This window comes from Streptomyces sp. NPDC054872, from assembly GCF_053610705.1.
The window spans coordinates 181143-207133 of record NZ_JBSGYY010000001.1 but is presented as its reverse complement, the minus strand read 5'-3'; the positions used below and the strand labels follow the sequence as shown (position 1 = coordinate 207133).

General features: G+C 72.3%; 24 protein-coding genes. 8 read left to right on the top strand and 16 right to left on the bottom strand.

Going from position 1 to position 25991, the window contains the following annotated elements; all coding sequences use genetic code 11:
* Nucleotides 1-79 precede the first annotated feature (79 nt).
* Genes ACWGIH_RS00885 through ACWGIH_RS00875 form a run of 3 tightly spaced genes read right to left on the bottom strand, consistent with a single transcriptional unit; the run spans nt 80 to nt 3018 of the window.
* Nucleotides 80-817 carry a VOC family protein gene (locus ACWGIH_RS00885; protein ID WP_453443932.1) on the bottom strand — a complete coding sequence of 246 codons (738 nt, stop codon included), beginning with the start codon at nt 815-817 and terminating at the stop codon, nt 80-82.
* Between the two features lie 42 nt (nt 818-859).
* Nucleotides 860-1864, bottom strand: a complete 1005-nt coding sequence (locus ACWGIH_RS00880) for an acyl-CoA dehydrogenase family protein (RefSeq protein ID WP_453443933.1) — start codon at nt 1862-1864, stop codon at nt 860-862.
* Entirely contained in the window at nt 1864-3018 is a 1155-nt protein-coding gene (locus tag ACWGIH_RS00875; RefSeq protein WP_453443935.1) for an acyl-CoA dehydrogenase family protein, read from the bottom strand. Before ACWGIH_RS00875 ends, ACWGIH_RS00880 begins: the two co-directional genes overlap by 1 nt.
* Before the next feature lie 154 nt (nt 3019-3172).
* Between ACWGIH_RS00875 and ACWGIH_RS00870 the strand changes: the two genes are divergently transcribed.
* Complete coding sequence (locus ACWGIH_RS00870) at nt 3173-3955, top strand: SDR family oxidoreductase (RefSeq protein WP_453443937.1); 783 nt, start codon at nt 3173-3175, stop codon at nt 3953-3955.
* On the opposite strand, the gene ACWGIH_RS00865 is transcribed toward ACWGIH_RS00870, so the two are convergent.
* Nucleotides 3952-4074 carry a hypothetical protein gene (locus tag ACWGIH_RS00865; protein ID WP_453443939.1) on the bottom strand — a complete coding sequence of 41 codons (123 nt, stop codon included), beginning with the start codon at nt 4072-4074 and terminating at the stop codon, nt 3952-3954. The genes ACWGIH_RS00870 and ACWGIH_RS00865 overlap by 4 nt on opposite strands.
* A 25-nt stretch (nt 4075-4099) precedes the next feature.
* Between ACWGIH_RS00865 and ACWGIH_RS00860 the strand changes: the two genes are divergently transcribed.
* The 3 genes from ACWGIH_RS00860 (at nt 4100) to ACWGIH_RS00850 (ending at nt 8683) form a co-directional block, all read left to right on the top strand.
* Nucleotides 4100-4690, top strand: a complete 591-nt coding sequence (locus ACWGIH_RS00860; protein WP_453443941.1) for a TetR/AcrR family transcriptional regulator — start codon at nt 4100-4102, stop codon at nt 4688-4690.
* Nucleotides 4691-4747: 57 nt separating this feature from the next.
* Entirely contained in the window at nt 4748-5905 is a 1158-nt protein-coding gene (locus tag ACWGIH_RS00855) for an acetyl-CoA C-acetyltransferase (RefSeq protein WP_453443942.1), read from the top strand.
* Nucleotides 5906-6034: 129 nt separating this feature from the next.
* Nucleotides 6035-8683: an ATP-binding protein gene (locus ACWGIH_RS00850; RefSeq protein WP_453691570.1), complete on the top strand. Its 2649-nt coding sequence runs from the start codon at nt 6035-6037 to the stop codon at nt 8681-8683.
* 570 nt (nt 8684-9253) lie between these two features.
* Here the strand turns inward: ACWGIH_RS00850 and ACWGIH_RS00845 are convergent.
* Genes ACWGIH_RS00845 through ACWGIH_RS00830 form a run of 4 tightly spaced genes read right to left on the bottom strand, consistent with a single transcriptional unit; the run spans nt 9254 to nt 12760 of the window.
* Nucleotides 9254-10294 carry an NAD(P)H-dependent flavin oxidoreductase gene (locus tag ACWGIH_RS00845; protein WP_453444051.1) on the bottom strand — a complete coding sequence of 347 codons (1041 nt, stop codon included), beginning with the start codon at nt 10292-10294 and terminating at the stop codon, nt 9254-9256.
* A 17-nt stretch (nt 10295-10311) separates the two neighbouring features.
* The gene (locus tag ACWGIH_RS00840; RefSeq protein WP_453443946.1) at nt 10312-11109 is read right to left on the bottom strand and encodes a CoA-transferase subunit beta; all 798 of its coding nucleotides are present in this window, start codon (nt 11107-11109) and stop codon (nt 10312-10314) included.
* Nucleotides 11106-11969, bottom strand: coding sequence for a CoA transferase subunit A (locus ACWGIH_RS00835; RefSeq protein WP_453443948.1), 864 nt, complete (start codon nt 11967-11969; stop codon nt 11106-11108). The genes ACWGIH_RS00840 and ACWGIH_RS00835 overlap by 4 nt, the downstream gene beginning before the upstream one ends.
* Nucleotides 11966-12760, bottom strand: coding sequence for an enoyl-CoA hydratase family protein (locus ACWGIH_RS00830; RefSeq protein WP_453443950.1), 795 nt, complete (start codon nt 12758-12760; stop codon nt 11966-11968). Before ACWGIH_RS00830 ends, ACWGIH_RS00835 begins: the two co-directional genes overlap by 4 nt.
* A 67-nt stretch (nt 12761-12827) precedes the next feature.
* Here ACWGIH_RS00830 and ACWGIH_RS00825 point away from each other — a divergent pair, with 67 nt between their 5' ends.
* Together ACWGIH_RS00825 and ACWGIH_RS00820 are read left to right on the top strand one after the other, a co-directional pair.
* The gene (locus ACWGIH_RS00825; protein ID WP_453443952.1) at nt 12828-13595 is read left to right on the top strand and encodes an SDR family oxidoreductase; all 768 of its coding nucleotides are present in this window, start codon (nt 12828-12830) and stop codon (nt 13593-13595) included.
* A gap of 20 nt (nt 13596-13615) precedes the next feature.
* Nucleotides 13616-14548, top strand: a complete 933-nt coding sequence (locus ACWGIH_RS00820; RefSeq protein ID WP_453443953.1) for an SDR family oxidoreductase — start codon at nt 13616-13618, stop codon at nt 14546-14548.
* 185 nt (nt 14549-14733) lie between these two features.
* Here the strand turns inward: ACWGIH_RS00820 and ACWGIH_RS00815 are convergent, their stop codons facing one another.
* The 3 genes from ACWGIH_RS00815 to ACWGIH_RS00805 form a co-directional block, all read right to left on the bottom strand.
* The gene (locus tag ACWGIH_RS00815) at nt 14734-16236 is read right to left on the bottom strand and encodes a SulP family inorganic anion transporter (protein WP_453443955.1); all 1503 of its coding nucleotides are present in this window, start codon (nt 16234-16236) and stop codon (nt 14734-14736) included.
* A 116-nt stretch (nt 16237-16352) separates the two neighbouring features.
* Nucleotides 16353-16724 carry a hypothetical protein gene (locus ACWGIH_RS00810; RefSeq protein WP_453443956.1) on the bottom strand — a complete coding sequence of 124 codons (372 nt, stop codon included), beginning with the start codon at nt 16722-16724 and terminating at the stop codon, nt 16353-16355.
* Between the two features lie 189 nt (nt 16725-16913).
* Nucleotides 16914-18350, bottom strand: coding sequence for a DHA2 family efflux MFS transporter permease subunit (locus ACWGIH_RS00805; RefSeq protein ID WP_453443958.1), 1437 nt, complete (start codon nt 18348-18350; stop codon nt 16914-16916).
* Nucleotides 18351-18503: 153 nt separating this feature from the next.
* Between ACWGIH_RS00805 and ACWGIH_RS00800 the strand changes: the two genes are divergently transcribed.
* Together ACWGIH_RS00800 and ACWGIH_RS00795 are read left to right on the top strand one after the other, a co-directional pair.
* Nucleotides 18504-19160 (top strand): TetR/AcrR family transcriptional regulator, encoded by a 657-nt coding sequence (locus ACWGIH_RS00800; RefSeq protein WP_453443960.1) that lies wholly within the window; start codon nt 18504-18506, stop codon nt 19158-19160.
* 84 nt (nt 19161-19244) lie between these two features.
* The gene (locus tag ACWGIH_RS00795) at nt 19245-20261 is read left to right on the top strand and encodes an alpha/beta fold hydrolase (protein WP_453443962.1); all 1017 of its coding nucleotides are present in this window, start codon (nt 19245-19247) and stop codon (nt 20259-20261) included.
* 55 nt (nt 20262-20316) lie between these two features.
* Here the strand turns inward: ACWGIH_RS00795 and ACWGIH_RS00790 are convergent, their stop codons facing one another.
* The 5 genes from ACWGIH_RS00790 to pcaH all read right to left on the bottom strand — a co-directional run bounded on the left by ACWGIH_RS00790 (nt 20317) and on the right by pcaH (nt 25961).
* Entirely contained in the window at nt 20317-22020 is a 1704-nt protein-coding gene (locus tag ACWGIH_RS00790) for a serine/threonine-protein kinase (protein ID WP_453443964.1), read from the bottom strand.
* A gap of 89 nt (nt 22021-22109) precedes the next feature.
* Nucleotides 22110-23222, bottom strand: a complete 1113-nt coding sequence (gene pcaDC, locus ACWGIH_RS00785) for a bifunctional 3-oxoadipate enol-lactonase/4-carboxymuconolactone decarboxylase PcaDC (RefSeq protein WP_453443965.1) — start codon at nt 23220-23222, stop codon at nt 22110-22112.
* The gene (gene pcaB, locus ACWGIH_RS00780; protein WP_453443967.1) at nt 23219-24640 is read right to left on the bottom strand and encodes a 3-carboxy-cis,cis-muconate cycloisomerase; all 1422 of its coding nucleotides are present in this window, start codon (nt 24638-24640) and stop codon (nt 23219-23221) included. The genes pcaDC and pcaB overlap by 4 nt, the downstream gene beginning before the upstream one ends.
* A complete protein-coding gene (gene pcaG / locus ACWGIH_RS00775; protein ID WP_453443969.1) occupies nt 24637-25191 on the bottom strand; it encodes a protocatechuate 3,4-dioxygenase subunit alpha in 555 nt (184 codons plus the stop codon). Before pcaG ends, pcaB begins: the two co-directional genes overlap by 4 nt.
* Nucleotides 25191-25961 (bottom strand): protocatechuate 3,4-dioxygenase subunit beta, encoded by a 771-nt coding sequence (gene pcaH / locus ACWGIH_RS00770; RefSeq protein WP_453443971.1) that lies wholly within the window; start codon nt 25959-25961, stop codon nt 25191-25193. Before pcaH ends, pcaG begins: the two co-directional genes overlap by 1 nt.
* Between the last annotated feature and the right edge of the window lie 30 nt (nt 25962-25991).

Sequence of the window (25991 nt, the reverse complement as noted above, 5' to 3'; positions counted from 1 at the left end):
CGGGAACCATCCGCTCCTTGCACAAGGGGCGACCGCGGATCCGCTGCTGCTGGCCGTGGTGGACCCGGCCCGCGACGGCTCAGCGCAGGGACAGGACGCAGAAATCGTTGCCTTCCGGGTCCGCGAGGCACGTCCACGGAGCGTCGCCCTGGCCCACGTCGGCGTCGGTGGCGCCCAGCGCGCGCAGCCGGGCCACCTCCGCCGCCTTGTCGTCCCCGGTGTACGGCGCCACGTCGAGGTGGGCGCGGCTCACCACGGTCTTCTCGCCGGAGGTGCGGAGGAACTCCAGATACGGGCCGACGCCCTTGGACGAACGCATCCGGGCATGATCGTCGGACACCTCGTGCAGGGTCCAGTCCATCGCCTCGTCCCAGAACCGGGCCATGGCCCGCGGATCGGCGCAGTCGACCACGATCGCCGCGACCGGCCCGGTGTCCCGGTAGAGCTCCCGAGGCTCCAGCACACAGAACACGTTGCCCTCCGGGTCGGCCAGGACCGTCCACGGGACGTCGCCCTGGCCCACGTCGGCGGGCGTGGCGCCGAGATCCTTCAGGCGCGCGACCAGTTCCGCCTGATGGGCCTCAGAGGTGGTGGCGAGATCCATGTGCACGCGGTACTTCACCGTCTCGGGGTCCGGGACGGTGACGACATCCACGCCGATGGCGGAGGGGTCCGGCCAGGCGACGCCCTCGGGTTCGACGTTCGTGACGCCGGGGGCCTCGCTGGAGATGCCCCAGCCGAGCGCCTCCGCCCAGAACCGGCCGAGCGCCGAGTCGTCCCGGGCCTTGAAATTGACGTTCACGAGTCGCAGCGGCATGCCCTTGATCATATGCACAGGCGGATGACGTGTGGTTAGAACTCACTTCCGCGGCCGACCGGCCTCCCGGCCCCCGGACAACACCAGCCGCCGGCACTCGCCGGGGCTGCCCCACGCGCCACGCAGCGCCCGCGCCTTCGTCAGCCACAGCGACAGGTCGTACTCCGCGGTGTAACCGATGGCGCCGTGAAGCTGGAGTGCCGCCCGCGCGGCGCCGTACGCGGCGTCGCTCGCCGCCGCCTTCGCCGCGGCCACGTCCGCCGTCTCCAGGGTCAACGCCGCCCCGAACACGAGGGGCCGGGCGAACTCAAGGCCTATCAGGGCATCCGCCAGCCGGTGCTTGACCGCCTGGAAGCCGCCGACCGGTGTGCCGAACTGGGTGCGCTGCTTGACGTACGCCACCGTCTTGTCGAGCAGCGCCAGCCCGACACCCAGGGCCTGCGCCGCTGTCGCGAGCGAGGCCCAGTCGGCCGCGTACCGGGAAGCCTCCGACACCGACGGGCCCGAGGTGAGCAGTTCCCCGGGCAGGAGCCGGGCGAGGCGCCGCGCCGGATCCAGCGACCGCTCCACGCGCGCGTGCCCGGTCGCCAGGCGCAACTCGCCGCCCACGGAGGCCAGTCGCAGTGTCGCCGAGTCGGCGTCCAGAGCGAACGGCCCTCCTTCGGGGAGCGCGAGCGTCGTGATGGCCTCCCCGGAGGCGACGGACGCGAGGAGCCGCTTGGCGGGGGCCGCGTCGCCCAGTCCGGCGAGGCGGGTGAGCAGCGCGCCCGCCGCCACCGTCTCGACCACCGGGCCCGGCACCGCGTGCCGACCCAACTCAAGCATGGAGACGGCCATTTCCACCGGGAGCGGCCCCACGCCTTCGTACTCCTCGGGGACGGCCAGGGCGAACACGCCCGCGTCCGCGAGGCGGCCCCACACGGCATGCCCCGGCGCGTGGTCCCCGGCGGCCCACGCCCGTGCGGCCGCCGGGGTGTCCGCCGCGGTCAGCATCGCGTCGAGCGAGCGCGCGAACTCGCGTTGCTCGTCGTCGAGGAGGAACCTCATCAGCGGCGTCCCTTCGGCAGTCCGAGCAGCCGCTCGGCGATGATGTCGCGCTGGATCTCGTTGGTGCCCGCGTAGATCGGGCCGGCGAGCGAGAAGACATACCCCTCGGCCCATTCGCCGCCGTCCGCCAACTCGCCCTCGGCGCCCAGGAGATCGAGTGCGGTCTCGTGCAGCGCGATGTCGTACTCGGACCAGAAGACCTTGTTCAGGCTCGACTCCGCCCCGATCGTCTCGCCCGCCGCGAAGCGCGACGCGTTGGCCCAGGTGAACAGCTGATAGGCACGGGCCCCGATCACGGCGTCGGCGACCCGGTCGCGCAGTGCGGTGTCCGAGGGGTCGCCGTGCGTGCGCCACTGCCCCACAAGACGGTCCGCCGCGGCGACGAAACGGCCGGGGGAGCGCAGGGTCAGGCCGCGTTCGTTGCCCGTCGTCGACATGGCGATCCGCCAGCCCTGGCCCGGCTCGCCGATCACGTCCTCGTCCGGCACGAAGACGTCGTCGAGGAAGAGCTCGGCGAACGCGGGCTTGCCGTCGAGGCGCCCGATGGGGCGGACGGTCACGCCGTCCGCGTCGAGCGGGAACATCAGGTAGGTCAGGCCGCGGTGCGGCTTGGTCGAGTCGGCCAGGGGGTCGCTGCGGAACAGGCCGAAGGCGCGGTCGGCGAACGCGGCCCGCGACGACCAGGTCTTCTGCCCGCTGATCAGCCAACCCCCGCCCGTGCGGCGGGCGGTGGAGCGCAGCGACGCCAGGTCCGAGCCCGACTCCGGCTCGGACCAGGCCTGCGCCCAGATCACCTCGCCGCTCGCCATCGGGGGCAGCACCCGGGCGCGCTGCTCCTCGGTGCCGAAGTCGAAGAGGGTCGGCGCGAGGAGGTTGATGCCGTTCTGCGAGACCCGGCCGGGGGCGCCCGCCGCGAAGTACTCCTCCTCGAACACCAGCCACTTGAAAATGTCGACGCCCTGCCCGCCGTACTCCTCTGGCCAGGAGACCACCGACCAGCGGTCGGCCGCGAGCAGGCTCTCCCAGTCTCGGTGGGCGGCGAAACCCTCGCGGGTCTCCAACGAGGGCAGCGGCTCGGCCGGCACGTGCCGGCCGAGCCAGTCACGTGCTCGCTGCCTGAACTCCTCTTCTCCGGCGGTGAAGTCGAGGTCCATCAGTGGCCCACCTCTTCGGTCGGTTCTCTCCCAGCGGTCCAGCGGTCCAGCGGTCTCTGTGTTCTCCGGCGGCCTTCCCTAACAAGTGTTTGGTAGATTACCCTGAGATCGAGTCAGTCGTCGAGAGCGAGTCGAGAGCCGAGGGAGGCTGAGCATGGACGCGCCCACCTACGTGCCGGGGCACGGTCTGCTCGCGGGCCGCACCGCCGTCATCACCGCCGCGGCCGGAGCTGGCATCGGCGGCGCCACCGCCCGCCGCTTCCTGGAGGAAGGCGCTCGCATCGTCATAGGCGACGCGCACCCGCGCCGCACCAAAGAGACGGTGGAGGCGCTGGCCGAGGAGTTCGGCGCAGGGCGAGTCGAGGGGGTGCCGTGCGACGTCACGGACGAAGCCCAGGTGCAGGGGCTCTATGACCTGGCCGAACGGTGCCACGGCGGTCTGGACGTCGTCGTGAACAACGCGGGACTCGGCGGCACGACCGAGCTCACCGAGATGACCGACGAGCAGTGGGACCGAGTCATCGACGTCACGCTGAACGGCACGTTCCGCTCCACCAGGGCCGCCCTGCGCCGCATGCGGGCCGCCGACCGCGGCGGAGTGATCGTGAACAACGCCTCGGTGCTCGGCTGGCGTGCCCAGGCCGGCCAGGCGCACTACGCGGCGGCGAAGGCGGGCGTCATGGCCCTCACCCGCTGCGCCGCCGTCGAGGCCGCGCCCCACGGCATACGGATCAACGCGGTCTCGCCCAGCCTCGCCATGCATCCGCACCTGGCCAAGGTCACCTCACCGGAGATGCTCGAAGAGCTCACCGCGCGCGAGGCGTTCGGGCGCCACGCCGAGCCATGGGAGATAGCCAACGTCATCGTCTTCCTGGCCAGTGAGTACTCCTCGTACATGACGGGGGAGACGGTCTCGGTCAGCAACCAGCACGCCTAGGCGGAGAATGACCGTGTGTCGAAACCGAAGCAGAGCAGCACCAGCACCAGTACGAGCACCAGCACGAGTACGAGTACCCGCACGAGCACGAGCGCGAGTGGCAAGAAGGCCCCGGCCAAGAAGGCTCCTGCCAAGAAGGCCGCGGTGAGTCCCTCGCCCGAGCGCCGCGGTGAACTTCTCGCCATCGCGGCCGACGTCTTCGCCGAGCAGGGGTACAACGCGACCACGGTCCGCAAGATCGCGGATGCGGCGGGCATGCTCGCCGGCAGCCTCTACTACCACTTCGACTCCAAGGAGTCGATGCTCGAAGAGATCCTCTCCACCTTCCTCACCGAGCTGTGGGACGGGTACGACACCGTGCTCCAGTCGCGGCTCGGCCCCCGCGAGACCCTCGAAGCGCTCGTCACCGAGTCCTTCCGGGAGATCGACCGGCACCGCTCAGCCGTCGCGATCTACCAGAAGGAGTCCAGGCACCTGGTCGCGCAGGCGCGCTTCCAGTACCTGACCGACTCGCAGCAGCGCTTCGAGAAGACATGGCTGACGACGCTGGAGCGCGGCGTCGCGGAGGGTGTCTTCCGCGACGACCTGGACATCCGGCTCGCCTACCGCTTCGTGCGCGACACCGTGTGGGTCGCCGCGTCCTGGTATCGCCCCGGCGGCGGCCACAGCCCCGAGGAGATCGCCCGCCAGTACCTCTCGATGGTCCTGGACGGCATCGCCGTACGCACCACGTAGAGCGCGCGTCGTCGACCGGCGACCGCACCGCCCGAGGAGCACGAGGAGGACGCAGTCATGGCTGAGGCCTACATCGTCGAAGCGGTCCGTACCCCCGTCGGCAGGCGCAAGGGCGGCCTCTCGGCCGTCCACCCCGCCGACCTGGGAGCCCATGTCCTCAAGGCACTCGTCGAGCGCACCGGTGTCGACCCCGCGGCCGTCGAGGACGTCGTCTTCGGCTGCCTGGACACGGTCGGCCCGCAGGCCGGGGACATCGCCCGCACCTCCTGGCTGGCGGCGGGGCTGCCCGAAGAGGTGCCCGGCGTGACGATCGACCGCCAGTGCGGGTCCTCGCAGCAGGCCGTGCACTTCGCGGCGCAGGGCGTCCTGTCCGGCACCCAGGACCTCGTCGTCGCGGGCGGCACGCAGAACATGTCGATGATCCCCATCGCCTTCGCCTCCCGGCAGGCCGCCGAGCCGCTCGGCCTCACCGAAGGTCCGTACGCGGGCAGCGAGGGCTGGCGCGCCCGCTACGGGGACCGGCCGGTCAACCAGTTCCACGGCGCCCAGCTGATCGCCGAGAAATGGGGCATCACCCGCCGGGACATGGAGGAGTTCGCCCTCCGCTCGCACCAGCGGGCCGTCCGCGCGATCGACGAGGGCCGCTTCGACCGCGAACTCACCGCCTACGGGGACGTGACCACCGACGAGGGCCCGCGCCGCGACACGACCCTGGAGAAGATGGCGGGTCTCAAGCCCGTCCTGGACGACGGCACCATCACCGCCGCCTGCTCCTCACAGGTGTCGGACGGCGCCGCCGCCATGCTAGTCGCCAGTGAAAGGGCCGTACGGGAACACGGGTTGACGCCCCGCGCCCGTATCCACCACCTCTCCGTGCGCGGCGAGGACCCGATCCGGATGCTGTCCGCGCCGATCCCCGCCACCGCGTACGCCCTCAAGAAGACCGGCATGAGCATCGGCGACATCGACCTCGTCGAGATCAACGAAGCCTTCGCGCCGGTCGTCCTCGCCTGGCTGAAGGAGACCGGCGCCGACCCGGAGAAGGTCAATGCCAACGGCGGCGCGATAGCCCTCGGCCATCCCCTCGGCGCGACAGGCGTCAAACTGATGACGACGCTCCTGCACGAACTGGAGCGCACCGGAGGCCGGTTCGGCCTGCAGACCATGTGCGAGGGCGGCGGCCAGGCGAACGTGACCATCATCGAGCGCCTCTGACGGCGTCCAGCTCGGGGCCTGACCTTCACCCCTTGCGGGAGTTGCTGCCCGGACCCCGCACCGCGAGGCCTTCCACCCGGCTAGTCTCGATGTCTGTACGTCGATTGAGCGACCTCGGGAGGTAGCGCGATGACGCAGGGACGGCCCGGAGGTGCCACCTGGGCCCCGCTGTGGGAGCGCGACGCGGAACTCGCCGCTGCCGCGAGGGCTGTTGACGAGCTGTGCTCCGACTCTACGGCGGCGGGCGGGCTGCTCGTCTTCCAGGGCGAGGCGGGCATCGGCAAGACGGCGCTGCTCGCCGAGGTGCGCCGTATCGCGGAGGGGCGGGCCGTGGTGTGGTCCGCGCGGGGCGGCGAGACCGTCACCTCCGTCCCCTTCAACGTCGTACGCCAGTTGCTGCAGCCGGCTCTCGTCGGCCTTTCGCCCGAAGAGGCGCGGGAGTATCTCGGCGACTGGTACGAGATCGCTGGCCCCGCCCTCGGCATAGCCGAGCCGACCGGGCTGCAGGCCGACCCGCAGGGCGTGTGTGACGGCCTGGTCGAGGCGGTCGCCCGTCTCTCGGGAGTGCACTGGCCGCTGGTCCTGCTCATCGACGACGCGCACTGGGCCGACCAGGAGACCTTGCACTGGCTGGCCGCGTTCGCCCAGCGTCTCGACGAACTGCCTGTGCTCGTGGTGGTCGCCCACCGGCCCGACGACGCCACCGGCGACAGCGCGCGTCACCTCGCGGCGGTCGGCGCGGCGGCCCGCCCGCTGCCCCAGCTGCGCGCGCTCACCCCGGACGCGGCTGCGGGCCTCACGCGCGCCACCCTCGGCGAGCACGCGGACGCCCCGTTCTGCCGCGAGGTCTGGGCGGTCACCGGCGGCAACCCGTACGAATCCGTGGAACTGCTCGCCAAGGTGCAGGACAGCGAACTGGACCCGGTGGAGGGCTCCGCCGCCGAACTGCGCGCCCTGAACCGCTCGGCGCGCGGCCGTGGGCTCGTCGCCCGTCTCGAAGGACTCGGCACGGACGTCACGCGGTTCGCGTGGGCGGCCGCGATCCTGGGCACCGCCATCCCGCTGGACCTCGCCGCCTCGCTCGCCGGGATGACCCGCGAGGCGGCCGAGCGGTGCGCGGAGCGGCTGCGTACCGCACGCATCCTGCTCGGCGCCGACGAGGGCCTGGAATTCGTCCATCCGCTGATCGCGAGCACCGTCTACCGCTCGATCCCGCCCGCCACGCGCACCGCGTTCCATGGCCAGGCGGCCTGGGCCGTCACGCTGTCGGGCCGTGGCGCCGCCGCCGCTTCCCGGCACCTCCTCGAGGTGCATCCGGACGACGACCCCGAACTGGTCAAGCAGTTGCGTGAGGCGGCGGCCGAGCACCTCGCGGTCGGCGCGCCGGACGCTGCCCGCCGTTGCCTCGAACGGGCCCTGCGGGAACCGCCGCTGCCCGAGACCCACGCGCGCGTGCTCTACGAGCTGGGCTGCGCCACACTCCTCACCTCGCCCGCCAAGACCATCGGTCACCTGCGCGAGGCCCTGCACACCCCGGGTCTCGACCGGAAGCTGCGGGTGGACGCGGTCTGCCGCCTCTCCCAAGCCCTCGTGCACAACGACCAGTTGGAGGAGGCCCTGCGCGTCGTGGACGCCGAGGCCGAGCGCCTCGCCCCCGGACCCGACCGGATGCGTCTGGAGGGGGTCCACTACATGTGGGAGCGCATCCACGCGCGTGAGAACGACGCGACGGGCCGTTCGCGCCGTCTCGCCGCGCTCGCCCGGCCGCTGCCGGGACGCGACAACTCCGAGCGTGCCCTGCTGATCCTGCGTGCCTTCGACGCCATGACCCGCGGGGAGAACGCGGAGGAGGTCGTCGAGCTCTGCGACCGGTCCCTCGTCAACGGCCGCCTGGCGCCCGGGCTCGGCTGGACCGACACGGAGTGGGGCTTCGAGCTCCTGACGATGCTGGGCGGCGCCTACATCTTCACCGACCGCCTCGACCGCGCCGAGAGTGTCTTCGCCGAAGGGGTCCGCGCCTATGAGGCGGCGGGCTGGAGCGGTGGTCATCTCGCTGTCGCCAAGGCCTGGTTGGGCCTGGTGTACCGCAGGCGCGGACGTCTCGCCGAGGCGGAGGCGTCGCTGCGGGAGAGCCTCCGGCTCACCGACCGTGTCGGCAGCGGGCTGCCGATGCACTGGGACGCCGCGTGCAAGCTCATCGACGTGCTGCTCTCCCGCGGCAAGATCGACGAGGCGCAGGAGGCCGCCAACCGGTACGGCATCGCGCCGCCCTACCCCTCCACGATCTTCCTGCCCGACATCCACTACGTGCGCGGTCGGCTGCTGATCGCCTCGGGGCAGCGGCCGGAGGGCGTCAACGAACTGGAAGTGGCGGCGAAGACGGCGAACGAGCGCGGCTGCTACAACACGGTCGTCAACCCCTGGGCGTACGAGCTGGCCCGGGCGGTCGCCGTCGAGGACCCGCGGCGGGCCGCCGACCTGGTCGCCGAGGCCCGGGTCCAGGCGGAACACTTCGGAACCGAAACGGCCATCGGCGAGGCGCTGCGGTGCGCGGCGTCCCTGGAGAGCGGCCAGCGGGCGGTCGAGCTGTACGCACGAGCGGTCGCCTGCCTGGAGGCATCGCCGTGCGCGTACGAACACGCGGTCGCCCGCGTCGAGTACGGAATCGCGGCGGGCTCAGCAGGCGAGCTGGCCCGCGGCCTTGCCCTGGCCGAATCATGCGGAGCATCCGGCTTGGTCGCCCGGGCACGGGCTTCGTTGGAGATGGCGAGGGTCTGAGCGGGGGCGACCAACGGCCAGGGCCCGCCAACCTCAGCCGAAGCCAGTCCTTAGGAGCGGCCGGAGTCTGGGGCCCTGACAGGGGGTCGGGCAAGAGTCGCCTCGGGTAACCGGCCAATGCCTGTCGAGCCCGCTGCAAGTCACTGTCGGTCCGCCCCAGGCAGGACGGCCTCAGCCGAAGCCAGCCCTCGGGGACAGCCGGAGCCTCGCGCCCCTACAGGGGGGGCAGAACCCGCCTCGGAACGCTACCCAGTGCCTGTCCAGCCCGCCGCGAGCCACTGCCGACCCACTCCAGGCCGGCCGACCTCAGCCGAAGCCAGTCCATAGGAGCAGCCGGAGTCTCGGGCCCTGGCAGAGGGGCGGGCAGGAGACTCGCCTTGGGTCGCCGGCCAATGCCTGTCGAGCTCGCCGCGAGTCACTGCCGACCCACTCCGGACGGGACGGCCTCAACCGAAGTCAACCCACAGGAGCACCCGGAGACTCAGGGTCGGGCAGGACCCGCCTCGGGGCGCTGTCCAGTGCCCTGTCCAGCCCGCCGCAGGACATCACCGGCCCGCCCCAGGCCACGGCTCAGCTCAGTCGCGCCACGACCGCCGCCGCCTCCGTCATTACCTCCGTGATCAGCTCCTCGCACGACGGCAGGTTCTCGATTACGCCCGCTACCTGGCCGGAGGCCATGATCCCGGACTCCGGGGAGCCGTCCACCATCGCTGACTTCAGCATCATCGGCGTGTTCGCGGCGAGCAGGGTCTGGCTCCACGTCAGTCCCTTTCCGTGCCGCATCGCGAGCCCGTCGCGGACCATCTCCCGCCACCCCAGGCCGGACACCTTCCGGAACGCCGCCGCGTGCCGCACGGCGCGTGCGAGGGACGCCGCCCGGCCCGACTTCTCCAGGGCCGCGACGAAGTCCGTCCGCAGCATCCGGTGGGGGAGACCGTCGACGCGCGTGGTCACCGTGATGTCCTTGACCGACGCGGCCAGATAACGTGCTTTGACCGCGTCCGGCACCGTCGAGTCCGACGTCAGCAGGAAGCGTGTGCCCATGGCGACACCCGCCGCGCCGTAGGCCAGCGCGGCGACGAGGCCCCGGCCGTCGAAGAAGCCGCCCGCCGCGATCACCGGTATGTCCACCGCGTCCACGACCTGCGGCAACAGCACGGTCGTGGCGACCTCACCCGTATGCCCGCCGCCCTCACCGCCCTGCACGACGACCGCGTCCGCTCCCCACGCCGCGACCTTCTCGGCATGCCGGCGTGCGCCGATGGACGGGATGACGACGACCCCTGCGTCCTTCAGCTCCGCGATCAGCTCCTTCGAGGGGGCGAGCGCGAAGGACGCGACCCGTACCCCCTCGTCGACGATGATCCGTACCCGCTCCCGCGCGTCGCCCGCGTCGGCGCGGAGGTTGACCCCGAAGGGCTGGTCCGTACGGGACTTGACCTCGCGGACGGCGAAACGCAACTGGTCGGCCGTCATCGTCGCGGAGGCCAGAATGCCGAGGGCGCCCGCGTTGGCCGTCGCGGAGACCAGGCGCGGGCCCGCCACCCAGCCCATGCCGGTCTGCACGATCGGACACCGGACGCCGACCAGCTTGGTCAGCGCCGTCTCCATGCTCGCTGGGGGTGGCGTCACGAGCGGACCTCGCGCTCGCGCAGACCCCGCGGGTCCACCACGTCCCGGATCAGCCGGAGCTCCTGCGCGGTGGGCTCGCGGGTGCGGGGCACGTCGTCCGCCGCCGCGAGCGTGAAACCGGTCGACTTCCGCACCTGCTCCACCGTCACGCCCGGATGCAGGGACACCAGGCGCATCGCGTGGTCCGTGGCCCCGAAGTCGAAGACGCCGAGATCCGACACGACCCGGCGCAGGTCGTGGAAGCGGGTCGCGGACGGCCCTGCTGCTGCCGCACTGTCGTATCCCACACCGCTGATCATGTCGACCTTCTCCACGAAGACACGGGTCGAATGGCGCGGGATCCAGTAACTGACTGGATTGTTGAGGGTGTTGACCGGCGCGCCTCGCACCCCGAGCAGCTGGCGCTCGGGCCGCTCCCAGTCGCCGATGCAGGAGATGTTCTGGTTTCCGAAGCGGTCGATCTGGCTCGCGCCCATCATCACGTGACGCCTGCCGCCCATGACCATCGTCAAGTGCTTCCTGTACGGCAACCAGCCCTCCGTCACCGCCGACGACGCACCCACGGCGGGCACATCCCCGATCAGCAGCGCCTCGCCGTCCGTGAGCAGCAGGTCCGGCGAGAACGTCAGCTTGGCCAGGCGGGCGGCGATCGAGGGGATCGTGCCCATCGGCGAAGCGAGGATCTCGCCGGCGTCCCGCCACGCCTCCGCGCAGGCGATCACGCAGTACTCGGCGCGGGTGACGGCGGTCGCCTCGGACGCACCGGCCGGGGCCGTCGGGTCGGTCCGCGTCATCGCTGCTCCTTGTGCCAGGTCCGGACGGCCGTCTGATAGTCCTGCTCGGTGCCGGAGAGGAACCGGTCCTCGAATTCCTTCCAGGTGTCCGGGTCGCCCGCGGCGGTCGCGTACGCCTTCTGGAAGGGCTCGTCGCGGCCGTAGTCCGGCACGCAGGAGGTGAAGTGCGCGCCGTTGGGCGTCTCGGTCACACCCTTCACCGCGTGCCGGGAGACCAGCATCGTCTGCGGCGCCGACTGCTCGGTGAGCTCGCTCGACTCGACGATCCGCTCGCACGACACGTACGCCGTGTCGGCGGCCTCGCAGAACAAGTCGTCGAAGTACGGGTCGGGACCCAGATACTGGGCGTTGCCCAGGCGGTCGGCGCGGTTCAGATGCACCAGGGCCGCGTCCATCCGCAGGGCCGGTACGGCGACCAGTATCTCCCTGTCCTCGTACGGCGAAGTGACCGTACGCAGATGGGGGTTGACCCGCAGGACGTCCGAGCCGAGACCCGCGCGGATCGGCAGGAACGGCAGCCGCTGGGCGCCGGCGGTCAGGCCCTGCATGAACATCGCCTCGTCCAGCTCGACCAGTTCGAAGGCGGCCCGCTCGCGTGCCGCACGGAAATGCGGCTCCAGGGGGATCGAGTCGAGGGTCGTGAACGCCGTGATCAGCTTGCGGATCTTCCCCGCCGCGGCGAGCAGACCGATGTCCGGGCCGCCGTACGAGACGATCGTGAGGTCCGTGATCCCGGACCGGAGCAGGGCCCGCACCAGTGCCATGGGCTTGCGGCGCGACCCCCAGCCGCCGATGCCGAGCGTCATGCCGCTGCGCAGCCGTCCCACGATCGCGTCGGGCGTCATGGTCTTGTCCGTCATGCCCTGCCCTCCTCCATCTTCTTCCTTTCCTTCTCGCCGGAGTCCGCGCCGGAGTCCGCGCCGAAGTCCTCGCGGATCCGGTCGGCCAGGCCGCTCAGGTTCGCCTCGAAGGTGAAGCCCTGCTCGAAGCGGTAGCTCCGGTGTACGTCCACGGGGTCGATGCCGTTGATCGCGGCCTTCGCGAACCGCAGCAGCGTCCCGTCCTTCAGCGCGATCTCACGCGCCAACTCCAGTGCCGCATCCCGCAGTTCCTCGCGCGGGACGACCCGCCACACGGAGCCGTGGGCGTGCAGCTCCGCCGCCGTCACCGTGCGCGAGGTGTAGTACAAGGCGCGCATCAGGTGCTGCGGCACCAGGCGGGCGAGGTGCGTGGCCGCGCCGAGCGCGCCCCGGTCGAGTTCGGGCAGGCCGAACGTGGCGTCCTCGCTCGCCACGATCGCGTCCGCGTTGCCCACCAGGCCGATGCCGCCGCCCAGACAGAAGCCGTTCACCGCCGCCACGACGGGCACCTCGCATTCGTACACCGCCGAGAACGCCTCGTAGCAGCCGCGGTTGGCGCCTATCAGGGCGCTGTGGCCGCTGTCGCGCTGCATCTCCTTGATGTCCACGCCCGCGTTGAAACCGCGGCCCTCCGCGGCGAGGACGACGCAACGCGTCCCGGAGTCGTGGCCCGCCGCGCGCACGGCTGCCGCCAGGTCGAACCACCCCTGTACGGGCAGGGCGTTGACGGGCGGGAAGTCGACGGTGACGACGGCCACGCCCTTGTCCGGGGCGGAGGTGGAGACAGACATCAGAGGATCCGCTACCTTTCAACCAGGCCCTTCAACCAAACATTTGTTAGTTGGAAAGGTAGCAGCGATGACTGACACCCGACAGGTGGTGGTCGTCACCGGCGGCACCCGAGGCGTCGGCGCCGGTATCGCCCGCAGTTTCCTCGCCGCCGGCGCGCGGGTCGTCGTCTGTGCCCGCAGACCGCCGGACCGCCCGGTCGAAGCGGCGGGAACAGCCGCCGAGTTCAGGCCGCTCGACCTGCGGGACGCGGCGGCGACGCACGCGTTCTTCGCCGGTGTGGCCGCCGATCACGGCCGGTTGGACGCCTTGGTGAACAACGCGGGCGGCACCCCCTTCGGACTGCTCGCCGAGTCGGCCCCGGCCCGCCACGCCAAGATCGTCGAACTCAATCTGCTGGCCCCGCTCCACGCGTCCTTGGCGGCGTACGAGGTGATGCGCGGTCAGGAGGACGGCGGGGGCAGCATCACCATGATCGGCAGCGTCAGTGGCTCCCGGCCCTCGCCCGGCTCCGGTGCCTACGGGGCGGCCAAGGCGGGCCTGGAGAACCTCGCGCGCACGATGGCCGTGGAGTGGGCCCCGAAGGTGCGCGTGAACACCGTCGTGCTCGGCCTGGCCCGCACCGAGAGCGCCCATCTGCACTACGGGGACGAGGCCGGCGTCGCGGCGGTCGCCCGCACCGTTCCGCTCGGCCGCCTCGCTGATCCGTCGGACGTCGGGGACGCGTGCGTGTTCCTCGCCTCCGACGGCGCCCGCTACATCAGCGGCGCCGCACTGCATCTGCACGGGGGCGGCGAACGCCCCGCGTTCCTGGACGCCGCGTCCGTCAACCACTGAACGTATCCGAGGAGTTCCGCATGACCTCAGCCAAGAAGCCGGGCACGGGAATCTGCGCGGGTCGCGTGGTGATCGTCACGGGAGCGGGCCGTGGCCTCGGCCGCGCGCACGCGCGCGCCTATGCCGCCGAGGGTGCCAAGGTCGTGGTGAACGACCTGGGTGTGGGGGCCGACGGATCCGGGGCGTCCGGCGGGCCCGCGCACGAGGTGGTCGAGGAGATCCGTGCGGCGGGAGGCGAGGCCGTCGCGCACGGCGGTGACATCGCCACGACCGAGGGCGCCGCGTCCCTGGTGCGGACCGCGCTCGACACGTACGGAAGCCTGGACACCCTCGTCAACAACGCGGGGTTCCTACGGGACCGGATGCTCGTCAACCTCGAGGAGGACGACTGGGACGCGGTGATGCGGGTGCATCTGAAGGGGCACTTCCTGCCGATGAAGCACGCGGCGGCGTACTGGCGCGGCGAGGCGAAGGCGGGGCGCCCGCGGCACGCGTGCGTGATCAACACCAGTTCCGGGGCGGGGCTGCTGGGGAGCGTGGGGCAGGGGAACTACAGCGCGGCCAAGGCCGGGATTCTCGGGCTCACCCTGGTCGCCTCCGCGGAATTCGCCTCCTACGGAGTGCGGGTCAACGCCATCGCGCCCGCCGCGCGCACACGGATGACGGAGAGCACCTTCGCGGAGACCATGGCCGCCCCCGAGGGCGGCGGCTTCGACGCGATGGCCCCGGAGAACGTGTCGCCGCTCGTGGTGTGGCTCGGTTCCGAGTCGTCCGCGGGGGTCACGGGACGTGTCTTCGAGGCCGAGGCGGGGCGCATCACCGTCATGGAGGGCTGGCGACCGGGGCCGACGGCAGACAAGGGCGCACGCTGGACCCCGGCGGAGGCGGGCGACTCGGCGCTCAAGCTGCTCGCCGGGGCCGAGGTGCCTCAACCGGTGTACGGGGCTCGGTGACCGGTGAACGGGGCTCGGTAGAGCCAAGTGCCGCCGGAGCCGGACGGGGGACGGCCACACCGCCGAGCCCGTCCGGCGCTCCTCCGAGCGAGCTTCAGCCCGTCCAGCGCTCCTCCGAACGAGCCTCAGCCCATCCGACCGCTCCGAGCGAGCCTCAGGCCGTCCGGCGCTCCTCCGAGCGAGCCTCAGGCCCCGGACGCCACCCGCACCGGATCCGTGCCCTCCGCGCTGTGCCGCTCCGCCCAGTGCTCCAGCGACGTATGGCAGGCGTGGTCCAGATGCCGGAGCCCCGTGAGGTCGAGTTCGACCGGGCGGTCCGGGGGCAGGGACTCCAGTGCGTCGAGGAGCTTGGGGAGCCGCAGGAACGTGGCGTTGCCCGACAGGTGCACGTGGATCGGACCCACGCCCTTGTCGACGACCTCCACGTGCACGTGCGACGTCTCCCAGGCGGACTTGACCACGGCGAGCGCGAGACCGACGAGGACTCCCTCGAACATGCCCACCGTGACGATCGCCGTGGCCGTCACGACCAGGACCACCGCCTCGCCGCGGTGCTCGCGCCACAGGTGCGCCAACTGCCGTACCGGGAGCAGCTTGCAGCCCGCGTGCACGAGGACGCCCGCAAGGGTCGCCACCGGGATGAGGCCGAGCGCCGCGGGCAGCAGGGCCGCGAAGAGGAGCAGCCAGACGCCGTGCAGGACGCGAGACGCCTTCGTGCGTGCGCCCGCCCGCACGTTGGCGGAGCTGCGGACGATCACCGCGGTCATCGGCAGCGCGCCGAGCAGCCCGCTCACGGTGTTGCCCGCGCCCTGCGCCATCAGCTCCTTGTCGTACGACGTGCGCGGGCCGTCGTGCATGCGGTCCACGGCGGCCGCGCTGAACAGGCTCTCCGCCGACGCGATCAGGGCGAACGCGAGGACGGTGCCGATGGCGCCGAAACTCATCAGCTCCCCGAAGGCGGCGGCGTCCGGCACCCGCACCGCCTCGACGAGTCCCCGCACCTCGACGGTGGCCACCGGCAGGGAGAAGAGCAGCGAGGCCCCCGTGGCAAGCACCACGGCGGCCAGCGGCGCGGGCACCACGCGGACCTTCGCGGGAAGCCTGTGCCAGCACACGAGGACGACGACGGTGCCCACGGCGAGCCCGAGGGCGGCCAGAGCGCGCTGCGAGCCGATCGCTCCGGTGAGCATCCCCGGCAGCCCGGCGATCTTGCCGAGGCCGCTCGCGGGGGCCTCGCTGTCCGTCATCGCGTACAACTGCCCGGCGATCAGGATGAGTCCGATCCCGGCGAGCATGCCCTCGACGACGGCCACGGAGATGGCGCGGAAGAAGCGGCCGAGGCGGAGGAAGCCCATGACCAGCTGGAGGAGCCCGGCGGCGAGCACGAGGGCGCCGAGCGCGGCGACACCGTACTGCTGCACGGCTTCGTACACGAGCACGGTGAGTCCCGCGGCGGGACCGCTGACCTGAAGGCTGCTGCCGGGCAGCAGGCCGGTGACGAGACCGCCGACGATGCCGGTGATCAGGCCGAGTTCGGCGGGAACCCCGGAGGCGACGGCCACGCCGGCGCAGAGCGGCAGGGCGACGAGGAAGACGACGACGGAGGCCGCGAAGTCGTGTCGCGGGCCGTCGGGTGCCGTGCACACCGAGCGGGCGCGGTCGAGCAGGGAGGCAGGGGAAGGCTGCATGTCGGTTGACTCCTGAGCGCCGTGGGGCGCATCGGTGTGACGTGGACCGGTTCGGGTCCGGCCGACGGCGCGTCAGGCGGGAGAGCCTGGCGGCATGGCCGTGCCGGAGGGCCCGATCAGCAGCGGAAGACCTGAAGGAGGGCCGGTAGTTCGCGGCCCGCGGGTTTCGTCCCGGGGTGGGCGACGGAAAGGGAGCGGCACGCGCGCGTGCCGTCGTCCGCCGCCGTGCGCGGATGGGCGTGCAGGTGCGGAGCCGTGTCGGGGGTGAGGTCACGGCAGTGCGGGCGTCCGCGTGCCGGGAATCGCTGGGACTCCTCGGGGTGCGTGTCCTCGCCGCACTGGGCGTAGGGCGCCGTGGCCGGTGGCGTACGGGACTCCACGGCGGACGCGTTCTCGTTGACCCCGTGCGCGAAGAACTGGACGATCACCAGGAGCACGGCGACCAGCGCCGCGGACAGCATCCGCCTGCGCACCCCGGCTCCCGTCACAGTGGCAAAGTCCTCACGTGGCCGCGTAACTCGCATGGTCACCAAGTAACTTAACCGCCGAAACGGTCACCTGAGTGATCGCGCGGTGACGTGGCGCGACAGCCACCCTTCGATCGGATGTGCGTGGCACGCCTGCGCGGGCGGGGTGTACAGGCGGGGTGTGCGGGCCCCGCCCGGCGCCTGGCGGACTCAGTGCACGTGCGGCCCGCCGGTCAGCCGCGGCTTCCCGCTCGGCACGAGGGCGAACGCGGCGGCCGCGCTGACCGCCGCGGCCACGGCGCACACCATGAACGCGTCCGCGAAACCGCCTCCCGTCCCGCCGTCGATCCCCGTGGCGGCGACGGTCGACACCACGGCCACGCCGATCGATCCGCCCACCTCGTGGCAGGTGTTGACCACGCCGGACGCGACGCCCGCCTCCTCGGGGGCGATGAACCCCAGCGCGGTGGTGGTGGCGGCCACGAACACCGCACCGAGCCCCAGGGCGGCGACGGACATCCCCGGGGCGACGCTCGCCCACGCGTTGCCGTCGGCCCCCGCACCGGTGAGCAGAGCCGTGCCGAGCCCCGCCAGCGCGAGCCCCGCGGCCGCCGTGGGCCGCGCTCCCCACTGGCCCACGAACCGCCCGCCGAGGTGCGCGCCGACCCCCGTGGCGACGGCCACCGGAAGGAACAACACCCCGGTACGCAGGGCGCTGTGGCCGCGTACCTCCTGCAGGAACACCGAACCCAGGAAGAACAGCGAGATCAGCAACGCCGTCGCGACCAGCATCAGATACGAGCCGGCGACGACCGGACGGCGCCGCAGGACGGCCGGATCGATCAGCGGCGAACGCTGCGCCCGCTCGACGGCGGCGAAGGCTCCGTAGGCCACGATCGCGGCGCCTACCGGCACCAGCGTCCGGGGGCCCGACCAGCCCGTGTCGCCCGCCGCCACCAAGCCGTAGATGAGCGAGCCCGTGCCGACGGTGACCAGCAGCGCGCCGGGTAGGTCGAGGCGGGCGGGCCGAGGCGCGCGTGCGGGGACGACGGCGGGCAGGGCGAGGAGCAGGGCCGTGCCGATGGGCACGTTGACGTAGAAGATCCACTCCCAGCCGGGGCCATCGGTCAGGACACCGCCGAGCAGGACACCGATCGCCGCGCCCGCACCGCCGATCGCCGACCACACCCCGAGCGCACGATGGCGGTCGCGCCCCCGGAAGGTCGTGGTGACGATGGCCAGGGCGGCGGGCGAGAGGAGCGCCGCTCCGACGCCCTGCGCGGTCCGGCCGGCGAGGAGGGTCGCCGGGCCCGACGCCAGGCCGGTCAGCAGCGAGGCGGCGGTGAACAGGGCGAGGCCGCAGAGGAGGGTGCGGCGCGCCCCGAGGAGGTCCGCGAGCCGTCCGCCGAGCAGCATCAGGCCGCCGAAGCAGAGCGTGTACGTCGTGATGACCCAGGTCAGCGCGGTGCGGTCGAGATCGAGGTCGGCGGCCATGCTCGGCAGCGCGACGTTCACGACCGTCACGTCGAGCACCAGCATGAACTGGGCGACGCACAACAGGGCGAGCGCCGCCCATGGGCGTGAGCCGGTGGGGGGTGGCGCGGCCGTGTGGGGCGCGGCGGCCGGGGTCGGGTGGGAAGGCGTCATGGCAGGTCCTTGGGCAGACGGGAGGGGCCGAGGAAGGGCTCGGGAAGAGCTGGGGCGGCGCGTGGCAGGCCACGCGGTCCGGCACATCTGAACTGTACTGACTAGTTCATGTGAACTCAACTGTTCAGTTCAGTTCGCTGCTAAAGTGCGGGTATGCGCACGGAAAAGAACGGCGAGGCAAGAAGTGGGGGTCCCACGGGCCCGCGCGCGGAGCGCAAGCGCGAGGCGATCGTCCGGGCGGCCCGCTCGCTGTTCCTGCGGGAGGGCTTCGATGTCGGCATGGACGCCATCGCGGCCGAGGCGGGCGTGTCCAAGGTGACCGTCTACAACCACTTCGGGAACAAGGAGACGCTGTTCGTCGCGGTGATCGCGGGGGCGCTCGACGAACCCCTCGACGCCTCGTCGTCCGTCGCCGCGCTCGACGGCCTCACCGACGCGGACGACCTGCGCGAAGCCTTCCTGAACGTGGCCCGCTCCTGGGTCGACGTCGTCCGCAACGACCAGGAGATGAACGCGCTGCGCCACCTCGTGGCCCGGGAGATCCACCGCTTCCCCTCGCTCGGCGAGGCATGGGGAGCGCGCGGCCCCGAGGGTCATCACCCCGCCATCGCGGGCGCGTTGCGCGAGCTCGCCGAGCGAGGGCGGCTCACCGTCCCCGACATGGAGACGGCGGTCCTCCAGCTCTACTCCCTGCTGGTCTTCCCGCACCTGGTCTTCGGCTCGTACGGAACCGACGTCAGCGAGGACCTGACGGAGCGTCTGATCGTCGCCGGTGTCGACATGTTCCTGGGTTTCTACGCCACCGCTTAGCGGCACAGGGTGAAGCGCCCGAATTGCGCCACCTGAAACTCCCGCGAAACCACCGCACCGCGCCACCCACCTACACTCCGGCCCATGGCGCGGATCCTGCCCTTCCAACCCAGGCGGCTTCCCACCGGCGACGAGAGCGGGCCCACCCTGCGGTTCCACACCGTGCACGGCTACCGGCGCGCGTACCGCCTCGCGGGTGAGGGACCGGCGATTCTGCTGATCCACGGCATCGGCGACTCGTCCGCGACGTGGGCCCCGCTGATCCCCCGGCTGGCCCGCACCCACACCGTCATCGCCCCCGACCTGCTCGGCCACGGCGCGTCCGAGAAGCCCCGGGCCGACTACTCGGTGGCCGCGTACGCCAACGGGGTCCGGGACCTGCTCGGTGTGCTCGGCATCGAGCGGGTCACCCTCGTCGGGCACTCGTTCGGCGGCGGGGTCGCGATGCAGTTCGCCTACCAGTTCCCCGAGCGCGTCGACCGGCTCGTCCTGGTGAGCACCGGAGGGGTCGGCCCGCAGGTGACCCCCGTGCTGCGCGGCGTCTCACTGCCCGGCGCCGCACTGCTGCTCTCCCTGCTCGGGCTGCCCGGCGCCGATCTGCCGGTGCGGGCGGCCGTCGCGCTGCTGCGGCTGCTCGACACCGGACTCGGGCAGGACGCACCGGAGCTGATGGGTCTGGTGGACGCGCTGCCCGACGTGTGGGCGCGGGCCGCGTTCATCCGCACGCTGCGGTCGGTCGTCGACTGGCGCGGCCAAGTGATCACGATGCTGGACCGCTGCTACCTCGCCCAGGGCATGCCCACGCTCATCGTCTGGGGCGACCGGGACGGTGTCCTCCCGGTCGACCACGCCTACACCGCACACGAGGCGATGCCCGGCAGCCGTCTCGAAATCTTTCCGGGGGCCGGGCACTTCCCCTTTCACACCGATCCGGTGCGCTTCCTCGGGCTCGTCGAGGAGTTCATCGGGGCGACGGAACCGGCCAGTTGGAGCATCGAGCAGTGGTGGCGACTGCTGCGGGCGGGGCGGCCGGGAGACGAGGCGTACGTCGACGCGATCGAGCGGCGGTATCGCGAGGCGAGCGAGCGGAGCGCCACCTAGTCAAGGCTTGCGGGCCGGAACCGTGCCCGGGTCCTTCCGCTCCGGCATCCGTCTCCTACGCCGCCGCCCGCCACACCGTCATGTCCGCGGTCAGGAAGCTGAACCCGTCGTTCGGGAGCGCGGTCGACTTCACCTGGACCACCAGCAGGGCGATGTCCCCTGCGGGGTTCTTCACGCAGATCTCGCTGCCGGCCGCCACCGCGGCCAGCGGGAGGTCGTGGCTGTCGGCGCCCTCGACGGCGAGGCGGCACGAGTCGAGGGTGGCCCCCGGCTTGCTGTACAGCAAGGAGATCACGCTCTTGTCGCTCTCCAGCGAACAACGGCCCTGCCCGCAGACGAAGCGCAGATCGCCCTTGCGGTCCTTGCGGCGGATGGGCTCCCGGAGGCTCACGGAGTTCTTCTCGTCGAACCATTCCTGGGGGTACGCGGCGGGGCGCGGCTCGGTGGGCGCGGTCGCGGACGACTTCGTGGAGGGGCGTGACGCGTCCGATGTCCCGTCACTCTTGTCACCGGCCTCGGCGTTCTCGCCGGTCGCCGATCTCTTGCCGTCCCCGGAACCCGACGTGGATCCGGACGCGGAGCCCGATGTGGACCCCGACGACCGGCCGGAGGCATCCGAACCGGTGGCGTCCGCACCGGACTTCGCGTGCGTGTCCCGGGCGCGCAGGCCCATCGCGTCCATGACCGTCCACGTCAGGCCGAGCACCAGCAGAGCGCACCCCGTCACGATGGCCGCGATGAGCGCGTTGCGTCTTCGGCGGGCCCGCCGCTCGTCCGTCCCCGTCGGCCGGGTCGTCGGCAACGGGTGAGGCGGGGCGAACAGCGGCAGCGGTTGCACCGGGGTGGGGTGGGGGACCGGCGCCGGGACCGTGACCTCGGGCCCCATGACATCCCGCCAGACGGCGAGGCCCGCACCCGCGTCGGTGTCCCGGCCAAGACGCCCGCGGCACCACTCGACGATCTCCGCCGGGGTGGCCCGGTCCGCCGGATCGGCGGCCAGGCACATGGCGAACAGCGGACGCAGTTGCGCGGGCAGAAGGGACAGGTCGGGCTCCGAGTGCACGATCCGGTACAGCACGCTGACCGAGGGGCCGTCCCCGTACAGCGGCACACCCAGTGCGGCGAAGGCGGCGGTCTGGCCCAGCGCGAAGACATCGGTGGCCGCCGTGACCTCCCCCACGGACGCCTGCTCGGGAGCCATGAACTGGGGCGTGCCGGCGGCGGAACCCGTGGCCGTGTAAGCGGAGGTGGCGCTGGAGGTCAGCGAGATGCCGAAGTCGATCACGCGCGGGCCGTCGGCGGCGAGGAGCACGTTCGACGGCTTCAGGTCACGGTGCACGATCCCGGCGCCGTGGATGGCCTGCAGCGCCTCGGCGATCCCCGCCATCAGCCACAGCAGCGCGGGTACCGGCAGCGGACCGCGCCGGGCGACGGCCTCCGTCAGCGAGGGACCGGGTACGTACAGGGTGGCGAGCCAGGGCGGTGCGCCGTCCGCGTCGGCGTCGATCAGTTCGGCCGTGTAGGCGCCCCGGACCCGCTGGGCCGCCTTGATCTCCCGGCCGAACCGCCGCCGGAAGGCCGGGTCGTCGGCCAGCTCGGGCCGTACCACCTTGATCGCGACCGGTCGGCCGCCCTGGGTGTGCGACAGATAGACCCGGCCCATGCCACCGGCGCCGAGCCTGGCCGCGAGTCGGTATCCGGCCACCACCGGCGGATCCTCCGCCTGCAGCGGCTGGAACACCTCGGTCGCGTCGTTCATCGCCTCTTGCCCCCCCGGTTCCCCTGATCCCCCTGATCAGCAGCAGCCTAAAGGGTTGGCCCGAAGCTGTTCACTCCTCTACTACCTCGCTACTCCTCCGCGAGGACCCGCTGTGCTACTGCGAACGCCGAATTGGCCGCGGGCACACCGCAGTAGACCGCCGTCTGGAGCAGCACCGCGCCGATCTCCTCGGGGGTGAGCCCGATGCGGCGGGCCGCCCGGATGTGCATGGCCAGCTCGTCGTGGTGCCCGTGCGCGACCAGGGCCGTCATGGTGATCATGCTGCGCTCGCGGCGCGCGAGGGTGGGGTCGGTCCAGATCTCGCCCCAGGCGTAGCGGGAGATGAAGTCCTGGAAGCGGGCCGTGAAGGGAGTGGTGTTGCCCTGCGCGCGGTCCACGTGCGCGTCGCCGAGCACGGCCCGCCGGACCGCCATGCCGCTCGCGGCCGCCCCCGTCAAGTGCGTGCGCAACGCCGCGACCACGGCCTCCGGGCGCTCCGCGGGCGCCAGATGGGAGGCGCCCGCCAGCTCCGTGAGGGAGGCGCCGGGCACCGCGTCGGCGATCTCGCGTGCGTGGGCGGGCGGCGTCGCCGGGTCCTCGCGGCCGGCGACGACGAGCGTGGGCGCGGTGACCGACTCCAGTGCGTCCCTGATGTCGTACGCCGCCAGCGCGTCGCAGCAGGCGGCGTACGCGTCGGGGTCGGTGGTCCGGTGGTCCTCCACCAGCCCGGGGACCGTGAAGCCGGGGGTGAACCAGCGTTCCGGCGCGCTCCGTGCCAGCGATTCGAGTCCTTCGCGGCGCACGAGCGCCGCGCGCTCCTCCCAGCGGGCGCTGCCGCCGAAGTGCGCCGACGAGCAGATCACGGCGAGGCTCCGCACGCGCTCCGGGTGGTGCGCGGCCAGGTGTAGGCCGACGGCGCCGCCGAGGGAGACGCCCGCGTACGCGAAGCGCTCGATGCCGAGGGAGTCGGCGAGCGCGAGGACGAGCCCCGCCAGGTCGGCGACGGTCGCCCCCGGGCCGATCAGATCGGCGGGGGACTTGCCGTGGCCGGGCAGGTCCCAGCGGATGACCCGGTGGGTGGTGGTGAGTTCGGGTGCCACGGCGTCCCACAGGGCGGTGGATGTGCCGACGGATGAGCCGAGGAGGAGGGGTGGCGCGGTCGGGGCGCCCTCGCTCGTGTGGTGCGGCAGCTTGCCGGTCATCGTCGCTCCAGGGCTCGGTCGGTGAGGGTTCCGGCGGAGCCGGTGTATCGGGCGGGATCGGTGAGTTCGGTGAGGTTCACGGAGGCAAGTCCGGGCTCCTCGGCGAGTACCTCCGCGAGGGTCGTGCCCTCGTCGCGGGTACGGCGGGCCGCCGAGGTGAGCAGTTCCTTCGCGCGGGCCCGGCCCAGGAGAGGGGTCAGCTCCGCGGTGAGGCGTTCGGAGACGATCAACCCGTGGGTGAGGCCGAGGTGTTCGCGCATCGCCTCCGGATGAACGCTGAGGTTCTCGGCGAGCTCCGCCGCGTGGTGGCTCGCGCCGCCCACCGTGCGCAGGAGGTCGCGCAGGGCTTCCCACTCCGCGTGCCAGGCCCCTGCCGGGCGCTCGTCCTCGGCGGCCATCGACGCGTGCAGCGTCGCGGCCAGGGCGGGAGCGCGACGGGCGGCGGCCGCGACGAGGGTGGAGCGCACGGGGTTCGCCTTGTGGGGCATGGCGGAGGAACCACCGCCCGCACCTTCGGAGAGCTCGGCGAACTCCGTGCGGCTGAGGGTGAGGACGTCCACGGCCGTCTTGCCCAGGGCGCCGGCGACGAAGGCGAGCACTCCGGCGAGGTCGGCCACCGGGGTACGGAGGGTGTGCCAGGGCAGAGCCGGTGCGGCCAACGGGAGTTCCCTGGCGTAGGCAGCGACGAGTTCCTCCCCGAGGCTGCTATCAGCGGGGGGAGCCCCTGCGGAGCCCACCCCCGCCGAACTGCCCCCGTCAGCACCGTCAGCACCGTCAGCACCGTCAGCCCCATAGGCGCCGTAAGCCCCGAAAGCCGCCAACGTGCCCGCAGCGCCGCCCAGTTGGGCCGGGAGGGTGTCACGCACCGACCGCACCCTGTCCCGCGCGTCCAGTGCGAGCGATCGCCAGCCCGCGGCCTTGAGGCCGAACGTCGTGGGGACCGCGTGCTGGGTCAGGGTGCGGCCCGGCATCACCGTGTCCCGGTGTTCCGCCGCGAGGCGGGCCAGTGCCGCCTCCGTGCGGGTCAGATCCGCCAGGATCAGGTCGAGCGTGCGCCGTGCGACCAGCATCATCGCGGTGTCCACGATGTCCTGGCTCGTCGCCCCCCGGTGCACGTACGGCGCGGCCTCCGCCGGCACCGCCGCCGTCAGGTCCGCCACCAGCGGGATCACCGGATTGCCGCCGGACCGCGCGCGAAGCGCGATGTCACGTACGTCGAAGCGGTCGGCGGAAGCCGCCGCGCCGACGGCCGTCGCCGCCTCCGCCGGGGCCAGGCCCACCCCTGCCTGCGCCCGCGTCAGCGCCGCCTCCGCGTCCAGCATCGCCTGCAGGAAGGCCGTGTCGCTCGTCATCGACTCGGCCGGGGAGCCCGCTCGCCCGGGGGCGAGCAGGCCGACGTCGGTACCGTCACCACTCACTGGAACTCCAGGAACACCGTTTCGCCCTCGCCCTGAAGGCGGATGTCGAAACGGTACGTGTGGCTCGCCTCCGGGCGGGCGATCAGCGTCGTACGCCGCGCCGGGTCGAGGGAGCCGAGGAGCGGGTCGCCCGGCTCGTCGACCAGGTAGGCGCGCGTGTACAGGTGATGGAGCAGGCCGCGCGCGAAGACCGCCACCGCGATGTACGAGGCGCCGCCCGGCGGGAGCGTACGGACCGTCCAGTGCCCGTCCGCGTCGGTGGGGACACGGCCGAACCCGGTGAACGCGACGCCGTCACGGCCGATGACCTCGCCGGTCACCGGGTCGTGCCGCAGCGATCCCGGCGCGCCCGTGCGGGAGCCGTCCGGTGCAGGCTGCCAGGTCTCGATGAGCGCGTCGGGGACGGGGTTTCCCGCGCCGTCGTACACGTGCCCGTGCAGGGTGATCGTGTCCGGGTGGCCGGTCGGCGCGACCTCGCCGCCGCGCGGGAAGGGCAGCGCGTAGCCGTAGAAGGGGCCCACCGTCTGAGAGGGAGTCGGAGCGTACGACATCAGTGGTTGTCGCCTTCCTCGAAGAGCGTCGCGGACGGGCCGTCGAGCACGATGTCCCAGCGGAAGCCGAGCGACCACTCGGGGGCGGAGAGATCGTGGTCGTAGGCGGAGACCAGGCGCGCCCGCGCCGACTCGTCGGTGACCGAGCGCAGGACCGGGTCGTAGGGGAACAGCGGGTCGCCCGGGAAGTACATCTGCGTCACCAGGCGCTGGGTGAACGCCGTGCCGAAGAGCGAGAAGTGGATGTGCGCGGGCCGCCACGCGTTGACGTGGTTGCGCCACGGGTACGCGCCCGGCTTGATCGTCGTGAAGCTGTACGTTCCTTCGTCGTCGGTCAGGCAGCGGCCGAAGCCCGTGAAGTTCGGGTCGAGCGGAGCCGGGTGCTGGTCCAGCTGGTGGGCGTAACGGCCGGAAGCGTTGGCCTGCCACAGCTCGACCAACTGGCCGCGTACGGGCCGCCCTTCGCGGTCCAGGACACGGCCGGACACGGTGATCCGCTCGCCGAGCGGCTCGCCCAGGTGCTGGCGCGTGAGGTCGCGGTCGAGCGCGGTGATGTCGGTGACGCCGAACGCGGGGCCGCTCAGCTCCACCGCCTCCGGGTCGCGCAGCGGGACCAGCGGCTGCTTGGGATGGCGGAAGTGGCTGCTGCGGTACGGCGGATAGTCACGCGGCGGGTGGTCGGAGGGCGCCGCGGCGGCCTGCGCCTTGGCGACCTCGGTGTCTATCTCCTGCTGGCTCAGCCCGTCGGGAAGGGGTTCGGTGAGGGTCATGTCTCTCGGCTCCGTGAGTACGGCGTGCTG

What these genes read in the sequence shown, in the direction of transcription:
- ACWGIH_RS00870 (WP_453443937.1), top strand. Translation starts at nt 3,173, where the DNA reads ATGGACGCGCCCACCTACGTGCCGGGGCACGGTCTGCTCGCGGGCCGC.
- ACWGIH_RS00815 (WP_453443955.1), bottom strand. Translation starts at nt 16,236, where the DNA reads ATGCAGCCTTCCCCTGCCTCCCTGCTCGACCGCGCCCGCTCGGTGTGC.
- ACWGIH_RS00820 (WP_453443953.1), top strand. Translation starts at nt 13,616, where the DNA reads ATGACCTCAGCCAAGAAGCCGGGCACGGGAATCTGCGCGGGTCGCGTG.
- pcaG (WP_453443969.1), bottom strand. Translation starts at nt 25,191, where the DNA reads ATGTCGTACGCTCCGACTCCCTCTCAGACGGTGGGCCCCTTCTACGGC.
- ACWGIH_RS00790 (WP_453443964.1), bottom strand. Translation starts at nt 22,020, where the DNA reads ATGAACGACGCGACCGAGGTGTTCCAGCCGCTGCAGGCGGAGGATCCG.
- ACWGIH_RS00875 (WP_453443935.1), bottom strand. Translation starts at nt 3,018, where the DNA reads ATGGACCTCGACTTCACCGCCGGAGAAGAGGAGTTCAGGCAGCGAGCA.
- ACWGIH_RS00830 (WP_453443950.1), bottom strand. Translation starts at nt 12,760, where the DNA reads ATGTCTGTCTCCACCTCCGCCCCGGACAAGGGCGTGGCCGTCGTCACC.
- ACWGIH_RS00850 (WP_453691570.1), top strand. Translation starts at nt 6,035, where the DNA reads ATGACGCAGGGACGGCCCGGAGGTGCCACCTGGGCCCCGCTGTGGGAG.
- pcaH (WP_453443971.1), bottom strand. Translation starts at nt 25,961, where the DNA reads ATGACCCTCACCGAACCCCTTCCCGACGGGCTGAGCCAGCAGGAGATA.
- ACWGIH_RS00845 (WP_453444051.1), bottom strand. Translation starts at nt 10,294, where the DNA reads ATGGAGACGGCGCTGACCAAGCTGGTCGGCGTCCGGTGTCCGATCGTG.
- ACWGIH_RS00880 (WP_453443933.1), bottom strand. Translation starts at nt 1,864, where the DNA reads ATGAGGTTCCTCCTCGACGACGAGCAACGCGAGTTCGCGCGCTCGCTC.
- ACWGIH_RS00825 (WP_453443952.1), top strand. Translation starts at nt 12,828, where the DNA reads ATGACTGACACCCGACAGGTGGTGGTCGTCACCGGCGGCACCCGAGGC.
- ACWGIH_RS00835 (WP_453443948.1), bottom strand. Translation starts at nt 11,969, where the DNA reads ATGACGGACAAGACCATGACGCCCGACGCGATCGTGGGACGGCTGCGC.
- ACWGIH_RS00805 (WP_453443958.1), bottom strand. Translation starts at nt 18,350, where the DNA reads ATGACGCCTTCCCACCCGACCCCGGCCGCCGCGCCCCACACGGCCGCG.
- ACWGIH_RS00855 (WP_453443942.1), top strand. Translation starts at nt 4,748, where the DNA reads ATGGCTGAGGCCTACATCGTCGAAGCGGTCCGTACCCCCGTCGGCAGG.
- pcaDC (WP_453443965.1), bottom strand. Translation starts at nt 23,222, where the DNA reads ATGACCGGCAAGCTGCCGCACCACACGAGCGAGGGCGCCCCGACCGCG.
- ACWGIH_RS00840 (WP_453443946.1), bottom strand. Translation starts at nt 11,109, where the DNA reads ATGACGCGGACCGACCCGACGGCCCCGGCCGGTGCGTCCGAGGCGACC.
- ACWGIH_RS00800 (WP_453443960.1), top strand. Translation starts at nt 18,504, where the DNA reads ATGCGCACGGAAAAGAACGGCGAGGCAAGAAGTGGGGGTCCCACGGGC.
- ACWGIH_RS00885 (WP_453443932.1), bottom strand. Translation starts at nt 817, where the DNA reads ATGCCGCTGCGACTCGTGAACGTCAATTTCAAGGCCCGGGACGACTCG.
- ACWGIH_RS00795 (WP_453443962.1), top strand. Translation starts at nt 19,245, where the DNA reads ATGGCGCGGATCCTGCCCTTCCAACCCAGGCGGCTTCCCACCGGCGAC.